The sequence below is a fragment of the Modestobacter italicus genome (genome assembly GCF_000306785.1).
GTDB lineage: Bacteria > Actinomycetota > Actinomycetes > Mycobacteriales > Geodermatophilaceae > Modestobacter > Modestobacter italicus.
On sequence record NC_017955.1, the window covers coordinates 3,388,427 to 3,409,535 of the forward strand.

Consider the following 21,109-nt stretch of genomic DNA (forward strand, 5'->3'; position numbering starts at 1 on the left):
GTCACTCCCGTCGTCGGCTGGCCGCGGCGGTCCTCCACCGGTGCCCGCGAACGGAGCCGGGAGGGAGGCGCTGGTGCGGGGGGTCGCGCGACCCCGCCGGGTGGTCAGTGCTGTGGGGGCGGTGCTCGGGCTGGGGGCGGTCTCGGGACCGGGACGGTCCGACGGGTGGGACATCGGCCAGCGGGACCCGGTTGCTCCGGAGCCGGCCCAGGGACCGCGCACCCGCGGGGACGGGTGGCCGCGGGGTGGTCGTGCGCGGGGCAGCACTGGCCCGGTCCGACGTCGCCGGCCGGCCCAGGATCGCTGGTCGGCCGCTGCGAGCGTACACAGACACAGCAGGTACGCGACATGTCGACCAGGTGTCGTACATGTCTCCTCCCGGCACGCCGCCGAGGGCTCGCCGAGGGTCAGCCCCGGGGCGGGTCGGCGCCCTCGTCGGGCGGCGTCCGCCGGCCCCCGCGCCGTCGGCCGGCGTCTCCACCGGGTGCCCGGTGGCCGGCTCGCCGGACTGCCCGGTGGACGGGTCGGCGGCGGGCGCCGCGGCCTGCGTGCGGGCACCGGCCCGGTCCGCGCCGCGGGTGATGACCTCGCGGGGGCGCCCGCGCTGGGCGACCAGGTAGGCCACGGCCAGCAGGCCCACGACCAGGGAGGTGAAGACGTTGAGCCGGACGCCGAAGAAGTGCTCGGCGGTGTCGATCCGCAGCGACTCGATCCACAGCCGGCCCAGGCAGTAGGCGGCGACGTAGAGCGCGAACGCCCGGCCGTGCGAGAGCTTGAAGCGGCGGTCGGCCCAGATGACCAGCAGCGCGACCCCGACGTCCCACAGCAGCTCGTACAGGAAGGTCGGGTGGAAGGTGCCCAGCACCTCGGCCCGGCCGTCGGCACCGATGAGGGCCCGGCCGGCCGAGGAGTCCCACCGGTGGATGGTCAGCGCCCACGGGAGGTCGGTGGCCCGGCCGTACAGCTCGTTGTTGAACCAGTTGCCCAGCCGGCCGACGGCCTGGGCGAGCACGATCCCCGGGGCGAGCGCGTCGGCGAAGGCCGGCAGCGGGATCCGCCGGCGCCGGCAGCCGATCCACGCGCCGACGCCGCCCAGCGCGATCGCGCCCCAGATGCCCAGGCCGCCCTCCCAGATGGCCAGCGCCCGGATCGGGTCCCCGCCTTCACCGAAGTAGGGCTCCGGGGTGGTGACCACGTGGTAGAGCCGGCCGCCGATGATGCCGAAGGGCACCATCCACACCGCGATGTCCAGCACGTCACCGGGCGCACCGCCGCGGGCGACCCAGCGGCGGTCACCCAGCCAGCAGGCCAGCACGATGCCGGCGATGATGCACAGCGCGTAGCCGCGCAGCGGGAAGGGCCCGAGCTCCCAGACCCCCTGGGTGGGGCTCGGGATCGCGGCGAGCACGGTCATGCGCGCACCTTCGCACGCCGGACGCCCGCGGCGAGCTCCTGCGACAGGACACGCACGCCGTCGGCGCCCTCGCCGGCCAGCAGGGCCCGGACGTAGGCGGAGCCGACGATGACGCCGTCGGCGAAGGCCGCGACCTCCGCGGCCTGGTCCCCGCTGGAGACGCCGAGGCCCACGCAGACCGCGGTGCCGGTGACCGAGCGGGTGCGGGCGACCAGCCGCTCGGCGGCGTCGCCGACGGTGGCCCGGGTGCCGGTGACCCCCATGGTGGAGGCGGCGTAGACGAAGCCGCGCGAGGCCTCGGCGGTGGCGGCCAGCCGGGTGTCGGTCGAGCTCGGCGCGACCAGGAACACCCGGTCCAGGCCGGTGCGCTCGGTCGCGGCCAGCCAGGCCGAGGCCTCGTCGGGGATGAGGTCGGGGGTGATCGCCCCCGCTCCCCCGGCGGCGGCCAGGTCGTCGGCGAACCGGTCGACGCCGTAGCGCTCGATCGGGTTCCAGTAGCTCATCACCACCGGCACCGCGCCGGCCTCGGCCACCGCGGTCACGGCCCGCAGCACGTCGCGCATGCCCACCCCGGCCCGGACGGCGACGTCCACCGCCTCCTGGATCACCGGGCCGTCCATGCCGGGGTCGGAGTACGGGACGCCGACCTCGACGACGTCCGCCCCGCCCTCGACGGCGGCCACCATGGCGGCGATGGAGGTGTCGACGTCGGGGTAGCCGACCGGCAGGTAGGCGATCAGCGCCGCCCGCCCCTCGGCCTTGGCCGCCCCGATCGCATCAGCCAGCAGACTGCCTCGACTCCGGCTCCGCTCCGCTCCTCGCTCGCTGGCGCTCGCTGCGATGCTCACTCCGCCGTCGTCCTCGGGCGCGCTCACGCCTGCTCCCCCGCATCCTGACCGGCGACGGCCTCGTCGTTGCTGACCGCGCCCTCGGTGGGCTGCTGGTCGTCGTCCAGCCCGGGGCCGGGCTCGGCGCCCCGGCCGGCCTCGACGGCCCGCTCGTCCTCGTCGGTCGGGGCGGTGTGCTCCCCGAGGCCGAACCAGGCGCTCGCCGTCTCGACGTCCTTGTCCCCGCGGCCGGAGAGGTTGACCAGCAGCAGCGCGTCCGGACCCAGCTCCCGGCCGACCACCATCGCGCCGGCGAGGGCGTGCGCGGACTCGATCGCCGGGATGATGCCCTCGGTGCGGCAGAGCAGCGCGAACGCCTCCATCGCCTCGGCGTCGGTGACCGGGCGGTACTCCGCGCGTCCGATGTCGTGCAGGAAGGCGTGCTCGGGGCCGACCCCCGGGTAGTCCAGGCCCGCCGAGATCGAGTGCGACTCGATCGTCTGCCCGTTGTCGTCCTGCAGCAGGTAGGAGCGGGCGCCGTGCAGCACCCCGGGGTCGCCGCCGGTGATCGTGGCGGCGTGCCGGCCGGTGTCCACGCCGTCCCCGCCGGCCTCCAGGCCGACCAGCCGGACGCCGTCGTCGGGCACGAACGCGGTGAAGATGCCGATCGCGTTCGACCCGCCGCCGACGCAGGCCAGGACGACGTCGGGCAGCCGGCCCTCCCGCTCGAGGACCTGCTCGCGGGCCTCGTCGCCGATCACCCGCTGGAAGTCGCGGACCATCGCCGGGAACGGGTGCGGGCCGGCGACGGTGCCGAAGACGTAGTTCGTGGTCTCCACGTTGGTCACCCAGTCGCGGAACGCCTCGTTGATCGCGTCCTTGAGGGTGCGCGACCCGGTGGTGACCGGGATGACCTCGGCGCCCAGCAGCCGCATCCGGGCGACGTTGAGCGCCTGCCGCCGGGTGTCCTCCTCGCCCATGTACACGGTGCAGGACAGCCCCATCAGCGCGGCGGCGGTCGCGGTTGCCACCCCGTGCTGCCCGGCACCGGTCTCGGCGATCACCCGGGTCTTGCCGATGCGCTTGGTGAGCAGCGCCTGGCCCAGCACGTTGTTGATCTTGTGCGAGCCGGTGTGGTTGAGGTCCTCGCGCTTGAGCAGCACCCGGGCGCCGCCGCAGTGCTCGGCGAACCGGGCGACCTCGGTGACCGGGCTGGGCCGGCCGGTGTAGTCGCGCTGCAGCCGGGCGAACTCGGCGATGAAGGCGGGGTCGACCCGCATGGCCTCGTAGGCCTCGGTGAGCTCGTCGAGGGCGGCGACCAGCGCCTCGGGGACGAACCGGCCGCCGTAGACGCCGAAGTGCCCGGTCGCGTCCGGCCACTCCGGGCGCGCCGTGGCGTCGGGGACGTCAGGGGCCGGGGCGTGCGCGGAGAGGGTCATGCCCCCAGCGTAGGGACCTCGCCGCCCTCTCTCGGAGAAGGGCCCCTGCGGGGAAGTCGGTCAGCGGGCGGCGCGCGGGGTGGCGGGGTGCGAGCCGGCCGTGACCAGGTCGGCCACCGCCTGCCGCGGGTCGCCGGCGGTGACCAGGCCCTCGCCGACCAGGACGGCGTCCGCCCCGGCCCCGGCGTAGCTGATCAGGTCGTGCGGGCCGCGGACGCCGGACTCGGCGACCTTGACCACGCCGCTGGGCAGCCCGGGGGCGATCCGCTCGAACGTGCTGCGGTCGACGGTCAACGTGGTGAGGTCGCGGGCGTTGACCCCGATCACCGAGGCCCCGGCCGACAGCGCCCGGTCGGCCTCGGCCTCGTCGTGCACCTCGACCAGCGCGGTCATCCCGAGGGACTCGACCCGCTCCAGCAGCCCGGTCAGCGTGTTCTGGTCCAGCGCGGCCACGATCAGCAGCACCACGTCGGCGCCGTGCGCCCGCGCCTCGTGCACCTGGTAGCTGCTGACCACGAAGTCCTTGCAGAGCACCGGTACGTCGACCGCGGCGCGGACGGCGGCCAGGTCGGCGTGCGAGCCGCCAAACCGGCGCCCCTCGGTGAGCACGCTGATCACCCGGGCGCCGCCGGCGGAGTACTGCGCGGCGAGTGCGGCGGGGTCGGAGATCTCGGCGAGCGAGCCTTTGCTCGGGCTGCGCCGCTTCACCTCGGCGATGACCCCCACACCGGGCGCGCGCAGCGCCGCGAGGGCGTCCAGCGCGGGGCGGGCGTCGCGCGCGGCGGCCTGCACGTCGGCCAGCGGGACGGCGGCCTGCCGGGCGGCGACGTCGTCACGGACGCCGTCCAGGATGTCGTCGAGGACGCTCATGAGCCCTCCTCGAACCGCTCAGCATGTGTCATGACCGCGTCCCCTCACCAGTCGGATCGGTGAGATCACTCTAGAGACGTGCCGGGGGCCTCCGGATCGGGGGCCGGGGAGCCCCCCGACCGGCCCTGCTGTACAACCCCCGCAGCAACCTGCTGGGTCCTTTCTCACAGGGTCGGGTCGTCGCCGCGGTCCAGGGCCTTCCACGCCGCCTGGTGCCGGTCCTCCGGCGACTCCGGCCGGCGCGGCCGGGCCGGCGCCGGCGCGGCCGCGCCCGGGGTCGGCGCACCGGCGCGCTCGTACCGGCGGGCCATCCCCGGCCAGGAGCGCCCGCGCAGCACGACCAGCAGCCCGGCGAGGACGGCGAGCACCCCGGCGACGAGGGCGAGCGCGGCCCAGCCGACGACCGGGTCGCTGGTCACCTGCGCGCGGCCCAGCCCGACCGCGGAGCTGACGTCGCCGGCGTCCAGGTCCAGCCCGCCGGTGACGCCGCGCAGGCCCGACCACGCCAGGACCCCGCCGGCGACCGCGACGACCAGCCCGACGACGAGCCGGCCGGCCCCGCGGACGGCGATCACGGCGACCGCGGCGGCGAGCAGCAGCAGCCCGCAGGCTCCGACCAGCGGGGCGGCCTGGCCGCCGGTGAGCACCTCCGACGTCGGGGGCAGCGGCGCCTCGCGGGTGACCGTCACGTCGGCCCACGGCTGCGAGGACGACGACAGCGCCAGCGCCCCGGCGAGCGCGCTCAGCAGCACCGCGACGGTGAGCTCCCGCCGGGCACGCGGCTGGGCATCGCTCACCGGAGCTCCCGCAGCCCCTCCGCCGTCGCGATCGCGGTCAGCACCGCCCGGGCCTTGTGCCGGGTCTCGGCCTCCTCGGTCGCGGCGTCGCTGTCGGCGACGACCCCGGCGCCGGCCTGCACGTACGCGCGGCCGTCGTGCAGCACCGCGGTGCGGATGGCGATCGCCATGTCCATGTCGCCGCTGGCGTCGACGTAGCCGACGGTGCCGGCGTACAGCGCGCGACGGGTCGGCTCGAGGGACTCGATGACCTCCATCGCCCGCGGCTTGGGGGCCCCGGAGACGGTGCCGGCCGGGAAGGTGGCGTCGAAGACGTCGAGCGCGTCGCGGCCGGCCTCGAGCTGGCCGCCGACGGTGGAGACCAGGTGCATGACGTGGCTGTACCGCTCGACCCGCATGAAGTCGGCGACCTCCACGGTGCCCGGCACGCTGACCCGGCCCAGGTCGTTGCGGGCCAGGTCGACCAGCATCACGTGCTCGGCCCGCTCCTTGGGGTCGGCGAGCAGCTCCTCGGTGAGCCGGACGTCGTCCTCGGGGGTCGCACCGCGGGGACGGGTGCCGGCCGGCGGGTGCACGACGGCCCGGTCACCGGTGACCGTCACCAGCGCCTCCGGGGAGGAGCCGACGACGTCGAACGGCGACTCCCGGCCGGCGAAGCGCAGCAGGTACATGTACGGCGAGGGGTTGGTGGCGCGGAGCACCCGGTAGAGGTCGAGCGCCTCGACCGCGGTCTCCAGCTCGAAGCGCTGGCTGAGCACGGTCTGGAAGACGTCGCCGGCGCGGACGTGCTCGCGCACCCGCTCGACGCCGTCCTCGAACACCCCGGGCGCCATGTTGCTGGTGACCGGCGGGACCTCGGCGGCCGACACGGTGGCCACGCCGGGCGGCACGGCCTTGGTCAGGTCGGCGGCCATCGCGTCCAGCCGGGTGACCGCGTCGTCGTACCCGCCGGCTCCCCGGCCCACCACGTTGGCGATGAGCAGCACGGTGCCGTCGGTGTGGTCGAGCACGGCCAGGTCGGTGACGAGCATCAGCGCCAGCTCGGGCATGCCGAGGTCGTCGGTCGCGGTCTGCGGCAGCCGCTCGAGCCGGCGCACGACGTCGTAGCCGAGGTAGCCGACCAGCCCACCGGTCAGCGGGGGCAGCCCGGCGGTGCGCGGTGAGCGCAGCCGGCGGGCCAGCGTGCGGACGGCGGCCAGCGGGTCCTCGGGGAGGTCGTCGGTGAGCCCGGGCAGGGCGTCGCCGAGCCACACCGCCGTCCCGTCGCGCTCGGTGAGCACCCCGGCGCTGCGCACGCCGACGAAGCTGTACCGCGACCACTGCTTGCCCTGCTCGGCCGACTCCAGCAGCACCGTGCCCGGCCGGTTGCCGGCCAGCTTGCGGTAGATGCCGACCGCGGTCTCGCTGTCGGCCAGCAGCCGGCGGGTGACCGGGACGACGGTCGCGTCCAGGGCGGCGAACTGCTCGCGGGTGGGCGTGGTGGCGCCCAGCTCGAGGCTCACGCCGGCGCCCCGGCGACGGCGGGCAGCGGGCGGTGGAAGCAGCTGCGCTCGCCGGTGTGGCAGGCCGGGCCCTCCTGGTCGACCCGGAGCAGCAGGGCGTCGCCGTCGCAGTCCAGCCGGACGTCGCGCACCCACTGCCGGTGCCCGGAGGTCTCCCCCTTGACCCAGTACTCCTCCCGGCTGCGGGACCAGTACGTGGCCCGGCCGGTGGTCAGCGTGCGGCGCAGCGCCTCGTCGTCCATCCAGGCGACCATGAGCACCTCGCCGGTGTCGTGCTGCTGGACGACGGCGGCGACCAGCCCGGCCGGGTCACGGCGCAGCAGCGCGGCGACCGCCGGGTCCAGCTCGGTGTCGGGGGCGGGGGCGGACATGCCCCGATCGTCCCACCCCGCCGGTCCGCCCCGGTCAGCCGCCCGCGTCCGCCGGTGCCGCCCGCCGCGCCGTCCACGCGCGGGCGTCGGGCAGGAACAGCAGCCCGCCGGCCACCAGGGCCAGGGCGCCGTAGAGCAGCGGCAGCACGACGACGCTGCCGCTGACCGTCGACGGCGCGATGTCGGTCAGCACGACGACCCAGTAGACGCTCATCGCCAGCTGGACGGCGGCGGCGCCGAGCTGCCACCGCCGGTCCCCGCCGAGCGTCCGCACGCCGCCGACGACGAGCAGCGCGGCGAGCGCGAGCTGCACCACCGCCACCCAGGTGCCGACCCCGGAGTCCGGGCCGCGGGACAGGCTGAGCAACGCGCTGAACGCCATCGCGTAGACAGTGCCCAGCAGCACCAGCAGCGTGGACGCGAAGGCGAGCACGGCGGCGCCGATGACCGGCCCCGGGCGCTGCGGCGCGGAAGGCGCCCAGCCCCAGCCCGGCGGCGGGTACCCGGGCGGTGCGTACGGCGGCGGCCCCCACGACGGCGCACCCCAGGACGGCGCACCCCAGGACGGCGGTGCCGGGTACTGGGGGGCCCGGTCCTGCGGCGCCGGGTACTGCGGCGCCGGGTACTGCGGCGGACCGGCGTACGGCGGGCCGCCGTACGGCGGGTCCGTGGGGGGCGGCGTGGCGTCCCACTCGGGGGTGGTCACAGCGCGGCCGCGAGCGCCCGGCCGGCGACCCGGCCGGAGAACAGGCAGCCGCCGAGGAAGGTGCCCTCCAGGGAGCGGTAGCCGTGCATGCCGCCACCGCCGAAGCCTGCGACCTCGCCGGCGGCGTACAGCCCGGGGAACGGCGCGCCGCCGGCGCGCAGCACCCGGCCGGAGAGGTCGGTCTCCAGCCCGCCGAGGGTCTTGCGGGTGAGCAGGTTGAGCCGGACGGCGATCAGCGGGCCGGCGTCCGGGTCCAGCAGCCGGTGCGGCTGGGCGACCCGGATCAGCTTGTCGCCGAGGAAGGTGCGGGCCTGCCGGATGGCGGTGACCTGCAGGTCCTTGGTGAACGGGTGGGCCATCTCGCGGTCCCGGGCGACGACCTCGCGCTCGACGGTGGCCAGGTCCAGGTGCGGGGTGTCGCCGGTGACCCGGTTCATCCCGGCGACCAGCTCGGGCAGCGTGCGCGCGACGACGAAGTCCTCGCCCTCGTCCAGGAACGCCTGCACCGGGGCAGCCGCGCCGCTGCGCACCCGGCTGAGCAGCAGCTTCAGGTCCTTGTTCGTCAGGTCGGGGTTCTGCTCGGAGCCGGAGAGGGTGAACTCCTTCTCGATGATCTTCTGGGTGAGCAGGAACCAGGTGTGCTCGTGGCCGGTCGTGCCGATGTGCGCGAGCGTGCCGAGGGTGTCGAAGCCCGGGAACAGCGGCACCGGCAGCCGGGTGCCGGTCGCGTCCAGCCACAGCGAGCTCGGCCCGGGCAGGATCCGGATGCCGTGCCGGGCCCAGATCGGCGAGTGGTTGGCGATGCCCTCGGTGTAGTGCCACATCCGGTCGGGGTTGATCACCCGGCCGCCTGCCTCCTCGGTGATCTGCAGCATCCGGCCGTCGACGTGCGCCGGGACGCCAGACAGCAGCCGCTTCGGCACCGGCCCCAGCCGGGCCGGCCAGTTCCGCCGGACCAGCTCGTGGTTGCCGCCGATCCCCCCGGAGGTGACCACGACGGCCTGCGCGGTCAGCTCGAACTCGCCGACCTCGACCCGGCTGCTCGCCGTCCCGCGGGCGGCCTCGCTGGGCTCCAGCACCGCCCCGCGGACACCGGTGACGACCCCGTCGGTGACGACGAGGCCGTCGACCCGGTGCCGGTGGCGGACGTCGACCAGCCCGCGCGCGGCGGCGTCGGCGACCCGGCGGGCGAACGGCGCGACGACGCCGGGCCCGGTGCCCCAGGTGACGTGGAAGCGGGGCACCGAGTTGCCGTGCCCGGTGGCCGTGTAGCCACCCCGCTCGGCCCAGCCGACCACCGGGAAGAACCGGACGCCCTGGCCGTGCAGCCAGGCCCGCTTCTCCCCCGCCGCGAACTGCAGGTAGGCCTCCGCCCACCGGCGCGGCCAGTGGTCCTCCTCGCGGTCGAAGCCCGCGGTGCCGAACCAGTCCTGGCGGGCGAGCTCGAGGGAGTCGTGGACCCGCAGCCGGCGCTGCTCGGGGGTGTCGACGAGGAACAGCCCGCCGAAGGACCAGTGGGCCTGCCCGCCGAGGGAGGCCGCCGGTTCCTGCTCCAGCAGCAGCACCCGCTTCCCGGCGTCGGCCAGCTCCGCGGTGGCGACCAGCCCGGCCAGCCCCGCTCCCACCACGATGACGTCGGCGTCGGTGCTCACGCCGGGGACGCTAGCGGGCGCGGCGGGCCCCGGTGGCGACCTGCCGACGCCGACCCGGTCGCGTCCACGCCCGGACCGGGCGCCGGGTCGCCAGCGACAGGGCACCGATCGGGCCGACGAGCAGCAGCAGCGCCCACCCCACCGCCTCCCCGCCGCCGAGGAGGGCGAAGAAGCCGGCCAGCCCCAGCAGCCCGAGCAGCGGCAGCACGGAGAAGACGGCGAGCACCGCCGACCCGCTGGTCCACCGGGTCGCCGCCCGGCCGGTGAGCACCAGCACCGCGCCGGTCAGCGCACCCACGGCCAGCACGACCGGCGCGAGCAGGTACCAGCCCCAGCCGGGGTCTGCGTCCCACAGCAGCCAGCCGAGGTAGCCGTCCTCGACGGCGACGAGGAACCCGAACACGGCCGCGAACGGCGCCTGCAGGGGCCGGGACAGGGCGGCCGGCGCTCGGCTGGCCCCGCGGCGGGACGCGGCGGGGGCCGCGCGGGGGCTGCGACGCTGGACGGACGACGTCATGGGCGCAGGCTAGGAACGGCGCCTCGGACCCCGCTGGCTCCCGGCTGGGAGTCCGCTGGGTGCGCGGCCCCGCCGCTCGGCGACCCACCGCCGGACGCCGGGCAGCGCGCACAGCGCGGCCGCGACGGCCGGCACGACCGCGACCAGCGCGAGCTCGACCGTCGCGCCGCCGCTGGCGCCCACCACCAGCAGGAAGACGGCGATGGCGGCCGCGGGCAGCAGCAGCGCCAGCCACGACCGGCCGGTCAGCAGCAGGACGACGCCGGCGACGAGGGCGAGGACGAGCAGCAGCGGGACGGTGACCACCACCCACCCGCCGTCGCCGAACTCCCCGTTGGAGAACGCAAGCGCGACCAGCTCGAACAGCCCCACGCCCAGCACGGTGAGCAGCGCGAGCAGGGCGGCGACGAACGCTGCGGCCGGTGGCCGGCGGCGGACGGGTGCGGACATGCCGGGCAACCCAGGACGTGGTCCGGGCACGGCGCGCTCAGACCACCGGTTCGGGCTGGCGGCCGGAGCTGCGCCGCCAGGACGCGTGCAGCCCGGCGTAGGGGCCCGGCGCGTCGACGAGCTCGGCGTGCGTACCGCGCTGGACCACCCGGCCGGCGTCGACGACGAGGACCTCGTCGGCCCGCTCGGCGGTGGACAGCCGGTGCGCGATGGTCAGCGTGGTACGCCCGTCGGTGAGCGCGTCCAGCGCCCGGGTCAGCCGCATCTCGGTGGCCGGGTCGACCGCGCTGGTGGCCTCGTCGAGCACCAGCAGGTCGGGGTCGGCGACGTAGGCGCGGGCCACCGCGACCAGCTGCCGCTCCCCCGCCGACAGCGACTCCCCGCGCTGGCCGACCGGGGTGCGGACGCCGTCGGACAGGCCACCGAGCCAGTCGCCGAGACCGAGCCCGTCGAAGGCCGCGGTGATCTCGTCGTCGGTCAGGCCCGGCCGGCCGTAGCGGACGTTGTCGGCGATCGAGGCGTCGAACAGGAAGCCGTCCTGCGGCACCATGACCACCCGCTCGCGCAGCGAGGCGAAGGCGACCTCGGTCAGCGGGACGCCGCCGACGAGCACCCGGCCCTCGGTGGGGTCCATCAGCCGCGTGACCAGCTTGGCGAAGGTCGTCTTGCCCGAGCCGGTCTCCCCCACGATCGCCACCCGGGTGCGCGGCGCGATGGTCAGGTCGACGTCGTCCAGCGCTTTGCGGGCGCCGGGCGCGTAGCCGAAGCCGACGTGGTCGAACCGGACGTCCAGCGGACCCGGGGGCAGCTCCCGCGCGTGCTCGGGGTCGGCGACGGCGGGGTCCTGCACGTCGGGCTCGGTGTCCAGGACGTCGAGCACCCGGCGGAACCCGGCGACGGCGTTCTGCGCCTCGTTGAGCACCTCGCTGGCGGTCTGCACCGGAGCGACGAAGAGCGTGACCAGGAAGAGGAAGGCGACCAGGGTGCCGGCCGAGATCTGCCCGCCGATGCCGAGCCAGACGCCGACCACGACGACCGCGGCGTTGGCCACGGCGGCGACGAACTCACCGCTGACGTACACCGCCGCCGTCGTCTTCTGCGCGTCGACCGAGGCGCGGTAGTGCCGGTCGATGGCGCGGTCGAGCCGGGCCGCCGTCCGGGCGCGGATGCCGTAGGCCCGCACCGTCGGGGCGCCCACGACCGACTCGCCCACCGCGGCGAGGACCTCACCGATCCGCTCGCGCACCACCCCGTAGACGGTGGCGAGCCGGCGGGCGAAGAACTTCACCGCGAACGCGAGCGGGATGAAGCAGACGAGCACCAGCAGGGTCAGCTGCCAGGAGTAGACCGCCATGACGACGGTGGCGACGACGAGCTGGCCGAGGCTGACCAGGCCGAGCACGCCGCCCCACTGCATGAAGACCGACAGCTGGTCGACGTCGCTGGTGACCCGGGAGACCAGCGAGCCGCGCCGCTGGCCCTGCTGGTGCAGCACCGACAGGTCGTGGACGTGCCGGAACGCGCGCACCCGGAGCCCGGCCAGGGCGGTCTCGGTGGTGCGGAACAGCCGGACGTTCATCCGGTACACCGCGACGGCGGTGACCAGCACGACGACGGCGCAGATCGCCACCAGCTCGCGGACCAGACCGATGTCCGGCCCGCCGGGGGCACCGAGCCCGCGGTCGAGGGTCTGCTGGACGGCGATCGGGACGACCACCCGGCCGGCGGTGGCGACCAGGGCCAGCAGGAGGGTGAGCGGGAGGCCCCGGCGGAACTCCGGCATCATCCGCAGGCCGCGGCGCAGCGTGGCGGTGGCGCTCTCGGCGCCGCGGTCCATCGGCAGCAGCGGCTGCTCCTCGGGCGCGGTCATGCCGAGGCCCCGGCGGTCGCCGGTGCGGCCGGTTCGGCCTCGGGCGGCTGGTAGGCGCGGACCAGGCGGGCGTAGCCGGGGACCTGGGCGAGCAGCTCGTCGTGCGTGCCGCGGGCGACCAGGCGGCCGTTCTCGATCCAGACGACCTCGTCGGCCAGCGCGATGGTGGCCTGCCGGTAGGCCACGACCACGACGGTGGCCGGGGCGTCGGTGGCCCGCAGCGCGTCGAGGATGCGGGCCTCCACGGACGGGTCGACGGCGCTGGTGGCGTCGTCGAGGACGAGCAGCCGGGGTGTGCGGATCACCGCCCGGGCCAGCGCGAGCCGCTGGCGCTGGCCGCCGGAGAGGCTGGCACCCCGCTCCCCGACGTGGGTGTCGAGCCCCTCGGGCAGCCGCGCGACGAACTCGTCGGCGGCGGCCGTGCGCAGCGCCTGGTGCACCTGCTCGTCGGTGAAGTCGCCGCCGAGGGTGACGTTGTCGCGGACGGTGTCGTCGAACAGGAACGTCGACTGGGCGACGAACGCGACCTGGCTGCTGACCTCACCCTCGCGCAGGGTGCGCAGGTCGACGCCGTCGAGCTCGACGGTGCCCCGGTCGGGGTCGACGAGCCGGACGAGCAGCCCGGCCAGGGTCGACTTGCCCGAGCCGGTGGGGCCCACGACCGCGAGCGTGCGGCCGGCGGCGACGTCGAAGGTGATGCCCTGCAGCGTCGGCCGGGGCGCGCCCTCGTAGCGGAACTCGACGTCGCGGAGGGCGACCGCGGCGCCGGCGCTGCCGGTCGGGGCGGCGTCCGGGCCGTGCGGGATCTCGCCGGTGGCCTCCAGCACCGGGGTGACCCGGTCGAAGCCGGCCATCGCCCGCGGCAGGTCGGCGAGCACCCAGCCGATGGCCCGGATGGGCAGCGCGAGCAGGGTGAACAGGTAGGCGATGGAGACCAGGTCGCCGGCCTGGGTGGCGCCGTCGGCGACCCGCTCCGCGCCGACCAGCAGGACGGCCAGGGTGCCCAGATTCGGCAGCGCCTCCATCATCGGGTCGAACAGGCCGCGGACCCGGCCGACGGCGACCAGGCCGTCGCGCAGCTCGTCGGCCTTGACCGCGAAGCGCCGCGCCTCGTCGTCCTCCCGGCCCAGGGTCTTGACCACGAGGGCGGCGTCGAAGCTCTCGTGCGCGATCTCGCTGACCTCGGCGCGCAGCTGCTGGGCGCGCTGCATCCGCGGCGACATCACCTGGCTGTAGACGGCATTGATGGCGAACACCAGGGGGAAGACCACGAGCCCGACGATCGCCAGCAGCGGGTCGGTGAGGACCAGCGCGACCACGGTGATCGCCACCATGACCAGCGCGCCGCAGGCGAAGGGCAGCGGGGAGACGAAGAACCAGCTGGACTCGACGTCGGAGTTCGCGTTGGACAGCAGCTGCCCGGTGGGGTGCCGCTGGTGCCAGGACAGCGGCAGCCGGAGGTACTGCCCGGTGACCCGGCGGCGGTAGTCGGCCATCAGCCGGTAGCTCATGATGCCGGCGAACAGCCGCCGGCCGATGATCCCGACGATCTTGAGGACGGCGACGACGAGGATCGCCAGGGCGGCGAGGCTGAGCGCGGCGCCGGTGGTCGCGCCGTCGGCGAAGGAGGGCAGCAGCACGCGGTCGGTGATGCCACCGATGACGTAGGCGCTGGCCACGGTCATCCCGGCGTAGAGGCTGCTGCCGAGCAGGGCGAGGGTGAACATGGCGCGCTGCTCGGAGACGGCGCGGCCGATGTGGCGGAGTCCGCGCCGGACCACGGCGTCTCTGCGGCGCGGCACAGGTGTCCTCCTCAGCTGGTGCAGGTGATGCGCACAACCCTACCCGCGCTCCTTACCCCGTCTAACGGATTCCCGGACCGGCTGCCGGAGGCCCGCCCGACCCGGCGGCGCGGCGGCCGGACCGGGTTAGCCTCGGGACGTGCCGACCTCCGCCGTGCCCGTCTCGCAGTCGGAGCGGGCGGCGCTCGCCGACCTGCTGGAGCAGCTCGGACCGGACCAGCCGACGTGCTGCGAGGGCTGGACGACCCGGGACCTGGCCACGCACCTGGTGGTCCGCGACCGGCGGCCCGACGCCGGCCCGGGGTTGGTGCTCGGCGGGCCGTTCCGCGCGTGGACCGCCCGGGTGCAGGAGCACGCCCGGACGGCGCGCCCGTTCGGCGTGCTGGTCGCCGAGGTGCGGTCCGGCCCACCGGCGTGGCTGCCCACGGCCTGGCCGGTGGTCGACCGCCTGCTCAACACCGCCGAGATGGTGATCCACCACGAGGACGTCCGGCGGGCCCAGCCCGGCTGGGCTCCGCGCGACCTGCCCCGGTCGGTGCAGGACCAGCTGTGGCGGTCGGTGCCGCTGATGGCCCGCGGCCCGGCGGCGACCAGCACGGCCGGCGGGCTGTTCGTCCGGCGCAGCGACGTGCCGGACGGGGCACCGGGGAGCGAGCGGCGGCTGCGGGACGGCCAGCCGACGACGACGGTCATCGGCGCCCCGCTCGAGGTGCTGCTGTGGGTGAGCGGCCGGGCGACGGTCGCCTGCGTGGACCTCACCGCCGAGTAGCCCGCCGGGCGGCGATGAGTTCACGGCCGCCGGCCGGTCCTCCTGCGCATGGACGCGACGAACCTCGCCGAGCTGTACGGCTCGCCGCTGGTCGACTGGGCGCAGGTCGAGGGGCGACTGGCCCGCGGGCTGCCGCAGGCACCGGGGGCGGGCGGGCCGGGGCGGCACACCTGCTGGCTGGCGACGGTCAACGCCGACGGGTCACCGCACGTGACCGGCATCGGCGCGCTGTGGCACGCGGGCGCCTTCTGGTTCGAGACCGGCACGACGACCCGCAAGGGCAGGAACCTGGCGCGGGACCCGCGGTGCTCGCTGAGCGTGGCGACCGACGAGTTCGACCTGGTGGTCGACGGCGCGGCCACGCTGGTGGAGGACCCGACCCTGGTCGCCGAGCTGGCCGCGCTGTGGGCCGCCGACGGCTGGCCGGCACGGGTCGACGCGACCGGCACGGCCCTGACGGCGGAGTTCAGCGCCCCCTCGGCCGGGCCGCCGCCCTGGCACGTCTACCGGATCGAGGCCCGGGCGGCGACGGCGCTGCTCACCGTCGACCCCGGCGGGGCCACCCGCTGGCGGTTCTGACCGGGCGGGCGGTGTCTCCTGTGGACCGGGCGGTGCGCCGACGTCGCCGGGCGCCGCTGACCTGCGTCCGGCCGGGCTCCCGGCAGCTGCCGACGGGCCGGCCCGCCGGCGCCGGGGGGTCGGCGGGCGGGTCCACCGGCGCAGAGCGGGCAGAGCGTCCCGGCCCGTGCCCGACCTGCGGCTGCGTGCGCTGACCGGGCAGGCCGCCGGCCCGCTCCAACGCGGGTGCTCCCCGGCGCCGGTCTCCGGGCACCGCCTGGGCATCTCCGCTCCCACGGTCGCCGCCGGGTCGCTGGCGCCCCCGCCTCGCTCGGTCAGAAGGGCGGCGGGTCGTCCTCCCGGCCGTCCGCCGGTGACGCCGCACCGGCCGGCGCGGGCGCCCTCGCGGGCGGCGGTGCACCGTCGTGGACCCGGGGCAGGTCGTCGTCGGCTCCGAAGCGCGGCGGGTGGGTGGTGGCGACGATCCCGCCCGGGGTCGTCCACTCCAGACCACCGCCGGCCAGCCCGCGCAGCCGCCAGCCCGGGGCCTGGTGGCTCAGCCGGTGGTGGTGCCGGCACAGGCAGCAGAGGTTGTCGTGGCTGGTCGGCCCCCACGGCCACGGGACCTCGTGGTCGAGGTCGCAGCGGATCGGCCGCGCCCGGCAGCCGGGGAACCGGCACCGCCGGTCGCGCAACCGGACGAACTCGTCGAGTCGGCGCTCCGGCCGGTAGCCGGGTGACTCGGGCGGCGGACCCAGCCCCTGCCCGCGCCGCAGACCGATCGCGTCGGTCAGCGCGACCAGCTGCCCGCTGAGCTCGTCGACCAGCCCGACGAGCGGGCGGGAGGTGAGCGCCGAGCCGCGCAGTGACCGAGAGCGGAGCAGCCGGGCGAGGGCCTGGACTGTCCCCTCCGCCGCCCGGCTCGACCCACCGGGCACCCGCTCCCCCGCGACCGGCTCGTCGACCGGAGGCTCACCGGCCAGCTGCTCGCCTGGCAGCGGGGCCCCGACCGGCTGGTCCCCGGCCGGCTGGTCCCCGGCCTCGGTACGGGGCAACAGACCCAGCGCCTCGGCCAGCTGGCGCACCATCTCGGCGGGCACCAGGTCGCCGTCGACCTCACCCGGCTCGTCGGAGCCGAGCAGGGTCTCCACCGCAGCCACCAGGGTGATCCGCGCCTGCACCGGCGACATGCCGTGCTCACCCGGCCGCAGCACCAGGTCGACCAGGCAGTCGACCATCCGCTGGGCCACCGTCCGCTCGTCGCCGTCGCCGTCGCCGCCGACGGCCTCGGCGTACTGCCGCAGCGCATCGAGCACCGCCCGGGCGACCGGGAGGGGCAGCACCGCCGAGAGCGTCGCCATGCCGTCGTCCCCGGGGTGCACCACGACCCGGCGACCTCGGACGGCCTCCCGGACCCGCTCGGCCAGCGCCTCGGCGTCCAGCCGCATCACGAGCCGGCGGGCGGCGACCCGCAACTGGCTGTGCGTCTTGCCCCCGACCCGGCTCAGCAGCCGGGCCTCGGCGATCGGCCGCAGCTCGTCGGACAGCCGGGACACCAGGTCGGTCATGACCTGCGCGTGCCGCCAGCTGATCCGACCCTCGTGCAGCGCCGCCAGCGTCTCGGGGAGCCGGTCGACCAGCAGGACAGACTCCACCAGCAGCGCCGACGCGGCGTCAGCGGTCAGCCGCAGCGCCACGGCGACCTCGTCGACCGCCCACTCGCTGACCTCGGTCAGCGCCGACGGCCGGGCCGCCCGCGTGCGGGCCGCCGCGGCGCCGATCTCGGAGTCGGGCCGGTCGAGCGAGGAGGGCCGGCAGCGGGCGAAGGCCGCCAGCGCCTCGGCCTGCTCGGCTGCGGCCCGCGCCGCTTCCCGGTGGGCCGCCACCGCCCGGTCGAGGTGCCCGCCACCCTCCTCGAGCAGCCGCTGCAGCCGGGGTGCACCGGGGAGCTGCCCGACCTCTGGACCCGACCCGACCTCCGCCTCCGGCTCGGCAACCGCGTCCGGCTCGGCAGCCGGCGCCGGCGCGGAACCGTGTGCGATGAAGTGCACCGCCAGCTCGACCCGCGCGGCGTCCAGCACTGCCCGGAGCCGCGACTCGAGATCCGAGTCGCGCTCCGGGGTCAGCGCCGCCAGGTGTTCGAACACGTGTTCGATCATACCGACCCGACGGCACGCTGACCAGCCACGAGGCGGCCTGTGGACGGTCAGTCGAGCGGGTGGTCGGTCTCCTGCCGGACGGGCACGCCGGCGGCGGCGAGACCGGCCTTGACGTCGCCGACCCGCAGCTGCCCGAAGTGGAAGACGCTGGCCGCCAGCACCGCGTCGGCACCCGCCTCGACCGCGGGCGGGAAGTGCTCGACCGCGCCCGCTCCCCCGCTGGCGATGAGCGGCACGCTGACCTCGCGGCGCACCGCCCGGATCAGCTCGGTGTCGAAGCCGGCCCGGGTGCCGTCCGCGTCCATCGAGTTGAGCAGCACCTCACCGACGCCCAGCTCGGCCGCCTGCACGACCCACTCCACGGCGTCCCGGCCGGTGCCGCGCCGCCCGCCGTGCGTGGTGATCTCGAAGCCCGAGTCGGTGACCGCGCCGTCGCGCACCCGCCGCGCGTCCAGCGACAGCACCAGCACCTGGTTGCCGTAGCGGTGCGCGATCTCGGCGATCAGCTCCGGCCGGGCGACCGCGGCGGTGTTCACCGCGACCTTGTCCGCACCGGCGCGGAGCAGCCGGTCGACGTCCTCGACGGTGCGCACGCCGCCGCCGACGGTCAGCGGGATGAAGACGCTCTCCGCGGTCCGCCGGACGACGTCGTAGGTCGTCTCGCGGGACCCGGAGCTCGCGGTGATGTCGAGGAAGGTGAGCTCGTCGGCGCCCTCGGCGTCGTAGACCCGCGCCATCTCGACGGGGTCGCCGGCGTCGACCAGGTCGACGAAGTTCACGCCCTTGACCACCCGGCCGGCGTCGACGTCCAGGCACGGGATGACGCGCACCGCGAGGCTCACGACCCGGCCCCCCGGACGGCGTCCGCCTCGACCTCGACCAGCATGTCCGGGTGCAGCAGCGCCGCGACCCCGATCATCGCGGTGGCCGGCCGGACGGCGCCGAACACCTCACCGTGCGCCCGCCCGGCCTCCTCCCACCGGCTGGTGTCGGTGACGTACAACCGGGTGCGGACGACGTCGGCGGCGGTGAACCCGGCGCTCTCCAGCGCCGTTACGAGCACCGACAGCGCCACCCGTGCCTGCGCCGCCATGTCGCCGACGTGCACGACCTCGCCGTCCACCGTCGCGGTGCAGCCGCTGACCCACGCCTGGTCACCGACCGCGACCACGCGGCTGTACCCGACGACGTCCTCCCACGGGCCGCCGGAGCCCAGCCGCAGCGCCGTCACGCCAGCTCCCGGGTGACCGCCAGCGCCTCGGGCAGGGTGAACTGCCCCGCGTAGAGCGCCTTGCCGACGATCGCGCCTTCGACGCCGATCCCGGCCAGCCCGGCCAGGGCACGGATGTCGTCGAGCGAGCTGACCCCGCCGGAGGCGATCACCGGCCGCGGGGTGGCGGCGCAGACCTCGCGCAGCAGGTCCAGGTTCGGCCCGCGCAGCGTGCCGTCCTTGGTGATGTCGGTGACGACGTAGCGGGCGCAGCCCTCGGCGTCCAGGCGGGCCAGCGTCTCGTAGAGCTCCCCGCCCTCCTTGGTCCAGCCCCGCGCGGCCAGCCGGGTGCCGCGGACGTCGAGGCCGACGGCGATCCGGTCGCCGTGCTCGGCGATCGCCCGCGCGCACCACTCCGGCGACTCCAGCGCGGCGGTGCCCAGGTTGACCCGGCGGCAGCCGGTGGCCAGCGCCGCGGCCAGCGACTCGTCGTCGCGGATGCCGCCGGACAGCTCGACGTCGACGTCCAGGGCGCCGACCACGGAGGCGAGCAGCTCGCGGTTGGAGCCGCGGCCGAAGGCGGCGTCGAGGTCGACCAGGTGCACCCACTCGGCGCCGTCGTGCTGCCAGGCCAGCGCGGCCTCGAGCGGGTCGCCGTAGGAGGTCTCGCTGCCGGCCTCGCCCTGCACCAGGCGGACGGCGAGACCGTCGGCGACGTCGACGGCGGGGAGCAGCTGCAGCTTCGGCACGGGGCAAGCCTAGGGAAGCCTCCCGACGGTCCTGTCGGACCGGTGCGGCAGGGTGCTCGCCATGGAGTTCAGGGACGTCGTCCGGCGCCGGCGGATGGTGCGTGACTACGACCCCGACCGCCCGGTGCCGCCCGAGGTGCGCGAGCGGCTGCTCGAGCACGCCATCCGGGCGCCCTCCGCCGGGTTCAGCCAGGGCTGGGCCTTCCTGGTGCTCGAGACGCCGGAGGAGCGCGACCGGTTCTGGACGGCGACGACCGGCCCGGGCGCGCCCGACGGCTGGCTGACCCGGATGCGGCGGGCGCCGCTGCTGATCGTGCCGCTGTCGCACAAGGACGCCTACCTGGACCGCTACGCGGAGCCGGACAAGGGCTGGACCGACCGGGACGAGGGGCGCTGGCCGGTCCCGTACTGGGACGTCGACACCGGCATGGCGTCGCTGCTGGTGCTGCTGACCGCGGTCGACGAGGGCCTGGGCGCCTGCTTCTTCGGCATCCCGCCCGAGCGGGTGCCGGCTTTCCGCGAGGCGTTCGGCGTGCCCGGGCCCTACCGGCCGGTCGGCTGCGTCTCGGTCGGCTACCCGGGCACCGAGGACAAGCGGTCGCCGTCGCTGCGGCGCGGCCGGCGCGGGACCGACGAGGTCGTGCACCGCGGTCGGTGGTGACTGGTTGACTCGCCCCGTGCCGAACGAGTCGACGTCCCGAGCAGTCCTGGTCACCGGTGCCTCCCGCGGCATCGGCCGCGCCATCGCGCTGGCCTTCGCCGAGCAGGGCGACCGGGTGGCGGTGCACTGGGGCGGGTCCCGCGAGCGGGCCGAGCAGGTCCTCGCGGAGCTGCCCGGCGATGGGCACGTGCTGGTGCAGGCCGACCTCGCCGACCCCGAGGCCGTGGGCCGGATGGTCGACGAGGCGGCAGCGCAGCTCGGCGGGCTGGACGTGCTGGTCAACAACGCAGGCGTGTTCACCGCGCACCCGCCGATGGAGACCAGCTACGAGGACTGGCAGCAGGCCTGGTCGACGACGCTGGCGGTCAACCTGCTCGGCCCGGCCAACGCGACGTTCCGCGCGCTCCCCCACCTGGTCGCCGCCGGCGGCGGGGTGGTCGTCAACGTGTCCAGCCGCGGCGCGTTCCGCGGGGAGCCGGAGAACCCGGCCTACGGCGCCTCCAAGGCCGGGCTCAACGCCTTCGGCCAGTCGATGGCGCTCGCCCTGGCCCCGCACGGCATCGCGGTGGGCACCGTGGCCCCGGGCTTCGTGCAGACCGAGATGGCCCGCGAGGTGCTCGACGGCCCCCGCGGGGACGCCGTCCGGGCCCAGTCGCCCTACGGCCGGGTGGCCCGCCCCGAGGAGGTCGCCTCGGCGGTGCTGTGGCTGGCCTCGCCGGGTGCCCGCTTCTCCACCGGCACGATCATCGACGTCAACGGGGCCAGCTACCTGCGCAGCTGACGGCC

Annotated in this window: 21 protein-coding genes; 4 read left to right on the forward strand and 17 right to left on the reverse strand. The window is 76.1% G+C overall.

Annotated elements, in window-relative coordinates:
- Position 1 precedes the first annotated feature (1 nt).
- The 13 genes from lgt to MODMU_RS16295 form a co-directional block, all read right to left on the reverse strand.
- Positions 2 to 1,414 (reverse strand): prolipoprotein diacylglyceryl transferase, encoded by a 1,413-nt coding sequence (lgt, locus tag MODMU_RS16235; RefSeq protein ID WP_014741400.1) that lies wholly within the window; start codon positions 1,412 to 1,414, stop codon positions 2 to 4.
- Positions 1,411 to 2,289: a tryptophan synthase subunit alpha gene (gene trpA / locus MODMU_RS16240; RefSeq protein WP_014741401.1), complete on the reverse strand. Its 879-nt coding sequence runs from the start codon at positions 2,287 to 2,289 to the stop codon at positions 1,411 to 1,413. Before trpA ends, lgt begins: the two co-directional genes overlap by 4 nt.
- Positions 2,286 to 3,680, reverse strand: coding sequence for a tryptophan synthase subunit beta (gene trpB, locus MODMU_RS16245; RefSeq protein ID WP_014741402.1), 1,395 nt, complete (start codon positions 3,678 to 3,680; stop codon positions 2,286 to 2,288). Before trpB ends, trpA begins: the two co-directional genes overlap by 4 nt.
- 60 nt (positions 3,681 to 3,740) lie before the next feature.
- A complete protein-coding gene (gene trpC / locus MODMU_RS16250; protein ID WP_014741403.1) occupies positions 3,741 to 4,550 on the reverse strand; it encodes an indole-3-glycerol phosphate synthase TrpC in 810 nt (269 codons plus the stop codon).
- 164 nt (positions 4,551 to 4,714) lie between these two features.
- Complete coding sequence (locus MODMU_RS16255; protein ID WP_014741404.1) at positions 4,715 to 5,347, reverse strand: TIGR02234 family membrane protein; 633 nt, start codon at positions 5,345 to 5,347, stop codon at positions 4,715 to 4,717.
- Positions 5,344 to 6,849, reverse strand: coding sequence for an anthranilate synthase component I (locus MODMU_RS16260; RefSeq protein WP_014741405.1), 1,506 nt, complete (start codon positions 6,847 to 6,849; stop codon positions 5,344 to 5,346). Before MODMU_RS16260 ends, MODMU_RS16255 begins: the two co-directional genes overlap by 4 nt.
- On the reverse strand, positions 6,846 to 7,220 hold the full coding sequence (hisI, locus tag MODMU_RS16265) for a phosphoribosyl-AMP cyclohydrolase (protein ID WP_014741406.1): 375 nt from the start codon (positions 7,218 to 7,220) through the stop codon (positions 6,846 to 6,848). The genes MODMU_RS16260 and hisI overlap by 4 nt, the downstream gene beginning before the upstream one ends.
- A 34-nt stretch (positions 7,221 to 7,254) precedes the next feature.
- Positions 7,255 to 7,926 (reverse strand): hypothetical protein, encoded by a 672-nt coding sequence (locus MODMU_RS16270; protein WP_014741407.1) that lies wholly within the window; start codon positions 7,924 to 7,926, stop codon positions 7,255 to 7,257.
- Positions 7,923 to 9,578, reverse strand: a complete 1,656-nt coding sequence (locus tag MODMU_RS16275) for an FAD-binding dehydrogenase (protein ID WP_014741408.1) — start codon at positions 9,576 to 9,578, stop codon at positions 7,923 to 7,925. The genes MODMU_RS16270 and MODMU_RS16275 overlap by 4 nt, the downstream gene beginning before the upstream one ends.
- Positions 9,579 to 9,588: 10 nt before the next feature.
- On the reverse strand, positions 9,589 to 10,095 hold the full coding sequence (locus MODMU_RS16280) for a hypothetical protein (protein WP_014741409.1): 507 nt from the start codon (positions 10,093 to 10,095) through the stop codon (positions 9,589 to 9,591).
- A 9-nt stretch (positions 10,096 to 10,104) separates the two neighbouring features.
- Positions 10,105 to 10,545: a hypothetical protein gene (locus MODMU_RS16285; RefSeq protein ID WP_014741410.1), complete on the reverse strand. Its 441-nt coding sequence runs from the start codon at positions 10,543 to 10,545 to the stop codon at positions 10,105 to 10,107.
- Positions 10,546 to 10,582: 37 nt separating this feature from the next.
- Complete coding sequence (locus tag MODMU_RS16290; RefSeq protein WP_014741411.1) at positions 10,583 to 12,415, reverse strand: ABC transporter ATP-binding protein; 1,833 nt, start codon at positions 12,413 to 12,415, stop codon at positions 10,583 to 10,585.
- Positions 12,412 to 14,217, reverse strand: a complete 1,806-nt coding sequence (locus tag MODMU_RS16295) for an ABC transporter ATP-binding protein (protein WP_041795353.1) — start codon at positions 14,215 to 14,217, stop codon at positions 12,412 to 12,414. Before MODMU_RS16295 ends, MODMU_RS16290 begins: the two co-directional genes overlap by 4 nt.
- A 139-nt stretch (positions 14,218 to 14,356) precedes the next feature.
- On the opposite strand from MODMU_RS16295, the gene MODMU_RS16300 reads away from it, so the two are divergent.
- Both MODMU_RS16300 and MODMU_RS16305 read left to right on the forward strand, forming a co-directional pair.
- Complete coding sequence (locus tag MODMU_RS16300) at positions 14,357 to 14,986, forward strand: TIGR03085 family metal-binding protein (RefSeq protein WP_014741413.1); 630 nt, start codon at positions 14,357 to 14,359, stop codon at positions 14,984 to 14,986.
- A 48-nt stretch (positions 14,987 to 15,034) separates the two neighbouring features.
- Entirely contained in the window at positions 15,035 to 15,565 is a 531-nt protein-coding gene (locus MODMU_RS16305; protein ID WP_014741414.1) for a pyridoxamine 5'-phosphate oxidase family protein, read from the forward strand.
- 314 nt (positions 15,566 to 15,879) lie between these two features.
- On the opposite strand, the gene MODMU_RS16310 is transcribed toward MODMU_RS16305, so the two are convergent.
- Genes MODMU_RS16310 through priA form a run of 4 tightly spaced genes read right to left on the reverse strand, consistent with a single transcriptional unit; the run spans position 15,880 to position 19,662 of the window.
- Positions 15,880 to 17,691, reverse strand: a complete 1,812-nt coding sequence (locus MODMU_RS16310; RefSeq protein WP_014741415.1) for an HNH endonuclease signature motif containing protein — start codon at positions 17,689 to 17,691, stop codon at positions 15,880 to 15,882.
- Positions 17,692 to 17,750: 59 nt separating this feature from the next.
- Positions 17,751 to 18,545 carry an imidazole glycerol phosphate synthase subunit HisF gene (gene hisF / locus MODMU_RS16315; protein ID WP_014741416.1) on the reverse strand — a complete coding sequence of 265 codons (795 nt, stop codon included), beginning with the start codon at positions 18,543 to 18,545 and terminating at the stop codon, positions 17,751 to 17,753.
- The gene (locus MODMU_RS16320) at positions 18,542 to 18,934 is read right to left on the reverse strand and encodes a RidA family protein (RefSeq protein WP_014741417.1); all 393 of its coding nucleotides are present in this window, start codon (positions 18,932 to 18,934) and stop codon (positions 18,542 to 18,544) included. The genes hisF and MODMU_RS16320 overlap by 4 nt, the downstream gene beginning before the upstream one ends.
- Complete coding sequence (gene priA, locus MODMU_RS16325; RefSeq protein ID WP_014741418.1) at positions 18,931 to 19,662, reverse strand: bifunctional 1-(5-phosphoribosyl)-5-((5-phosphoribosylamino)methylideneamino)imidazole-4-carboxamide isomerase/phosphoribosylanthranilate isomerase PriA; 732 nt, start codon at positions 19,660 to 19,662, stop codon at positions 18,931 to 18,933. The genes MODMU_RS16320 and priA overlap by 4 nt, the downstream gene beginning before the upstream one ends.
- Before the next feature lie 61 nt (positions 19,663 to 19,723).
- Between priA and MODMU_RS16330 the strand changes: the two genes are divergently transcribed.
- On the forward strand, positions 19,724 to 20,323 hold the full coding sequence (locus tag MODMU_RS16330) for a nitroreductase family protein (RefSeq protein ID WP_014741419.1): 600 nt from the start codon (positions 19,724 to 19,726) through the stop codon (positions 20,321 to 20,323).
- Positions 20,324 to 20,339: 16 nt separating this feature from the next.
- Positions 20,340 to 21,104, forward strand: coding sequence for an SDR family NAD(P)-dependent oxidoreductase (locus MODMU_RS16335; protein ID WP_014741420.1), 765 nt, complete (start codon positions 20,340 to 20,342; stop codon positions 21,102 to 21,104).
- Positions 21,105 to 21,109 lie beyond the last annotated feature (5 nt).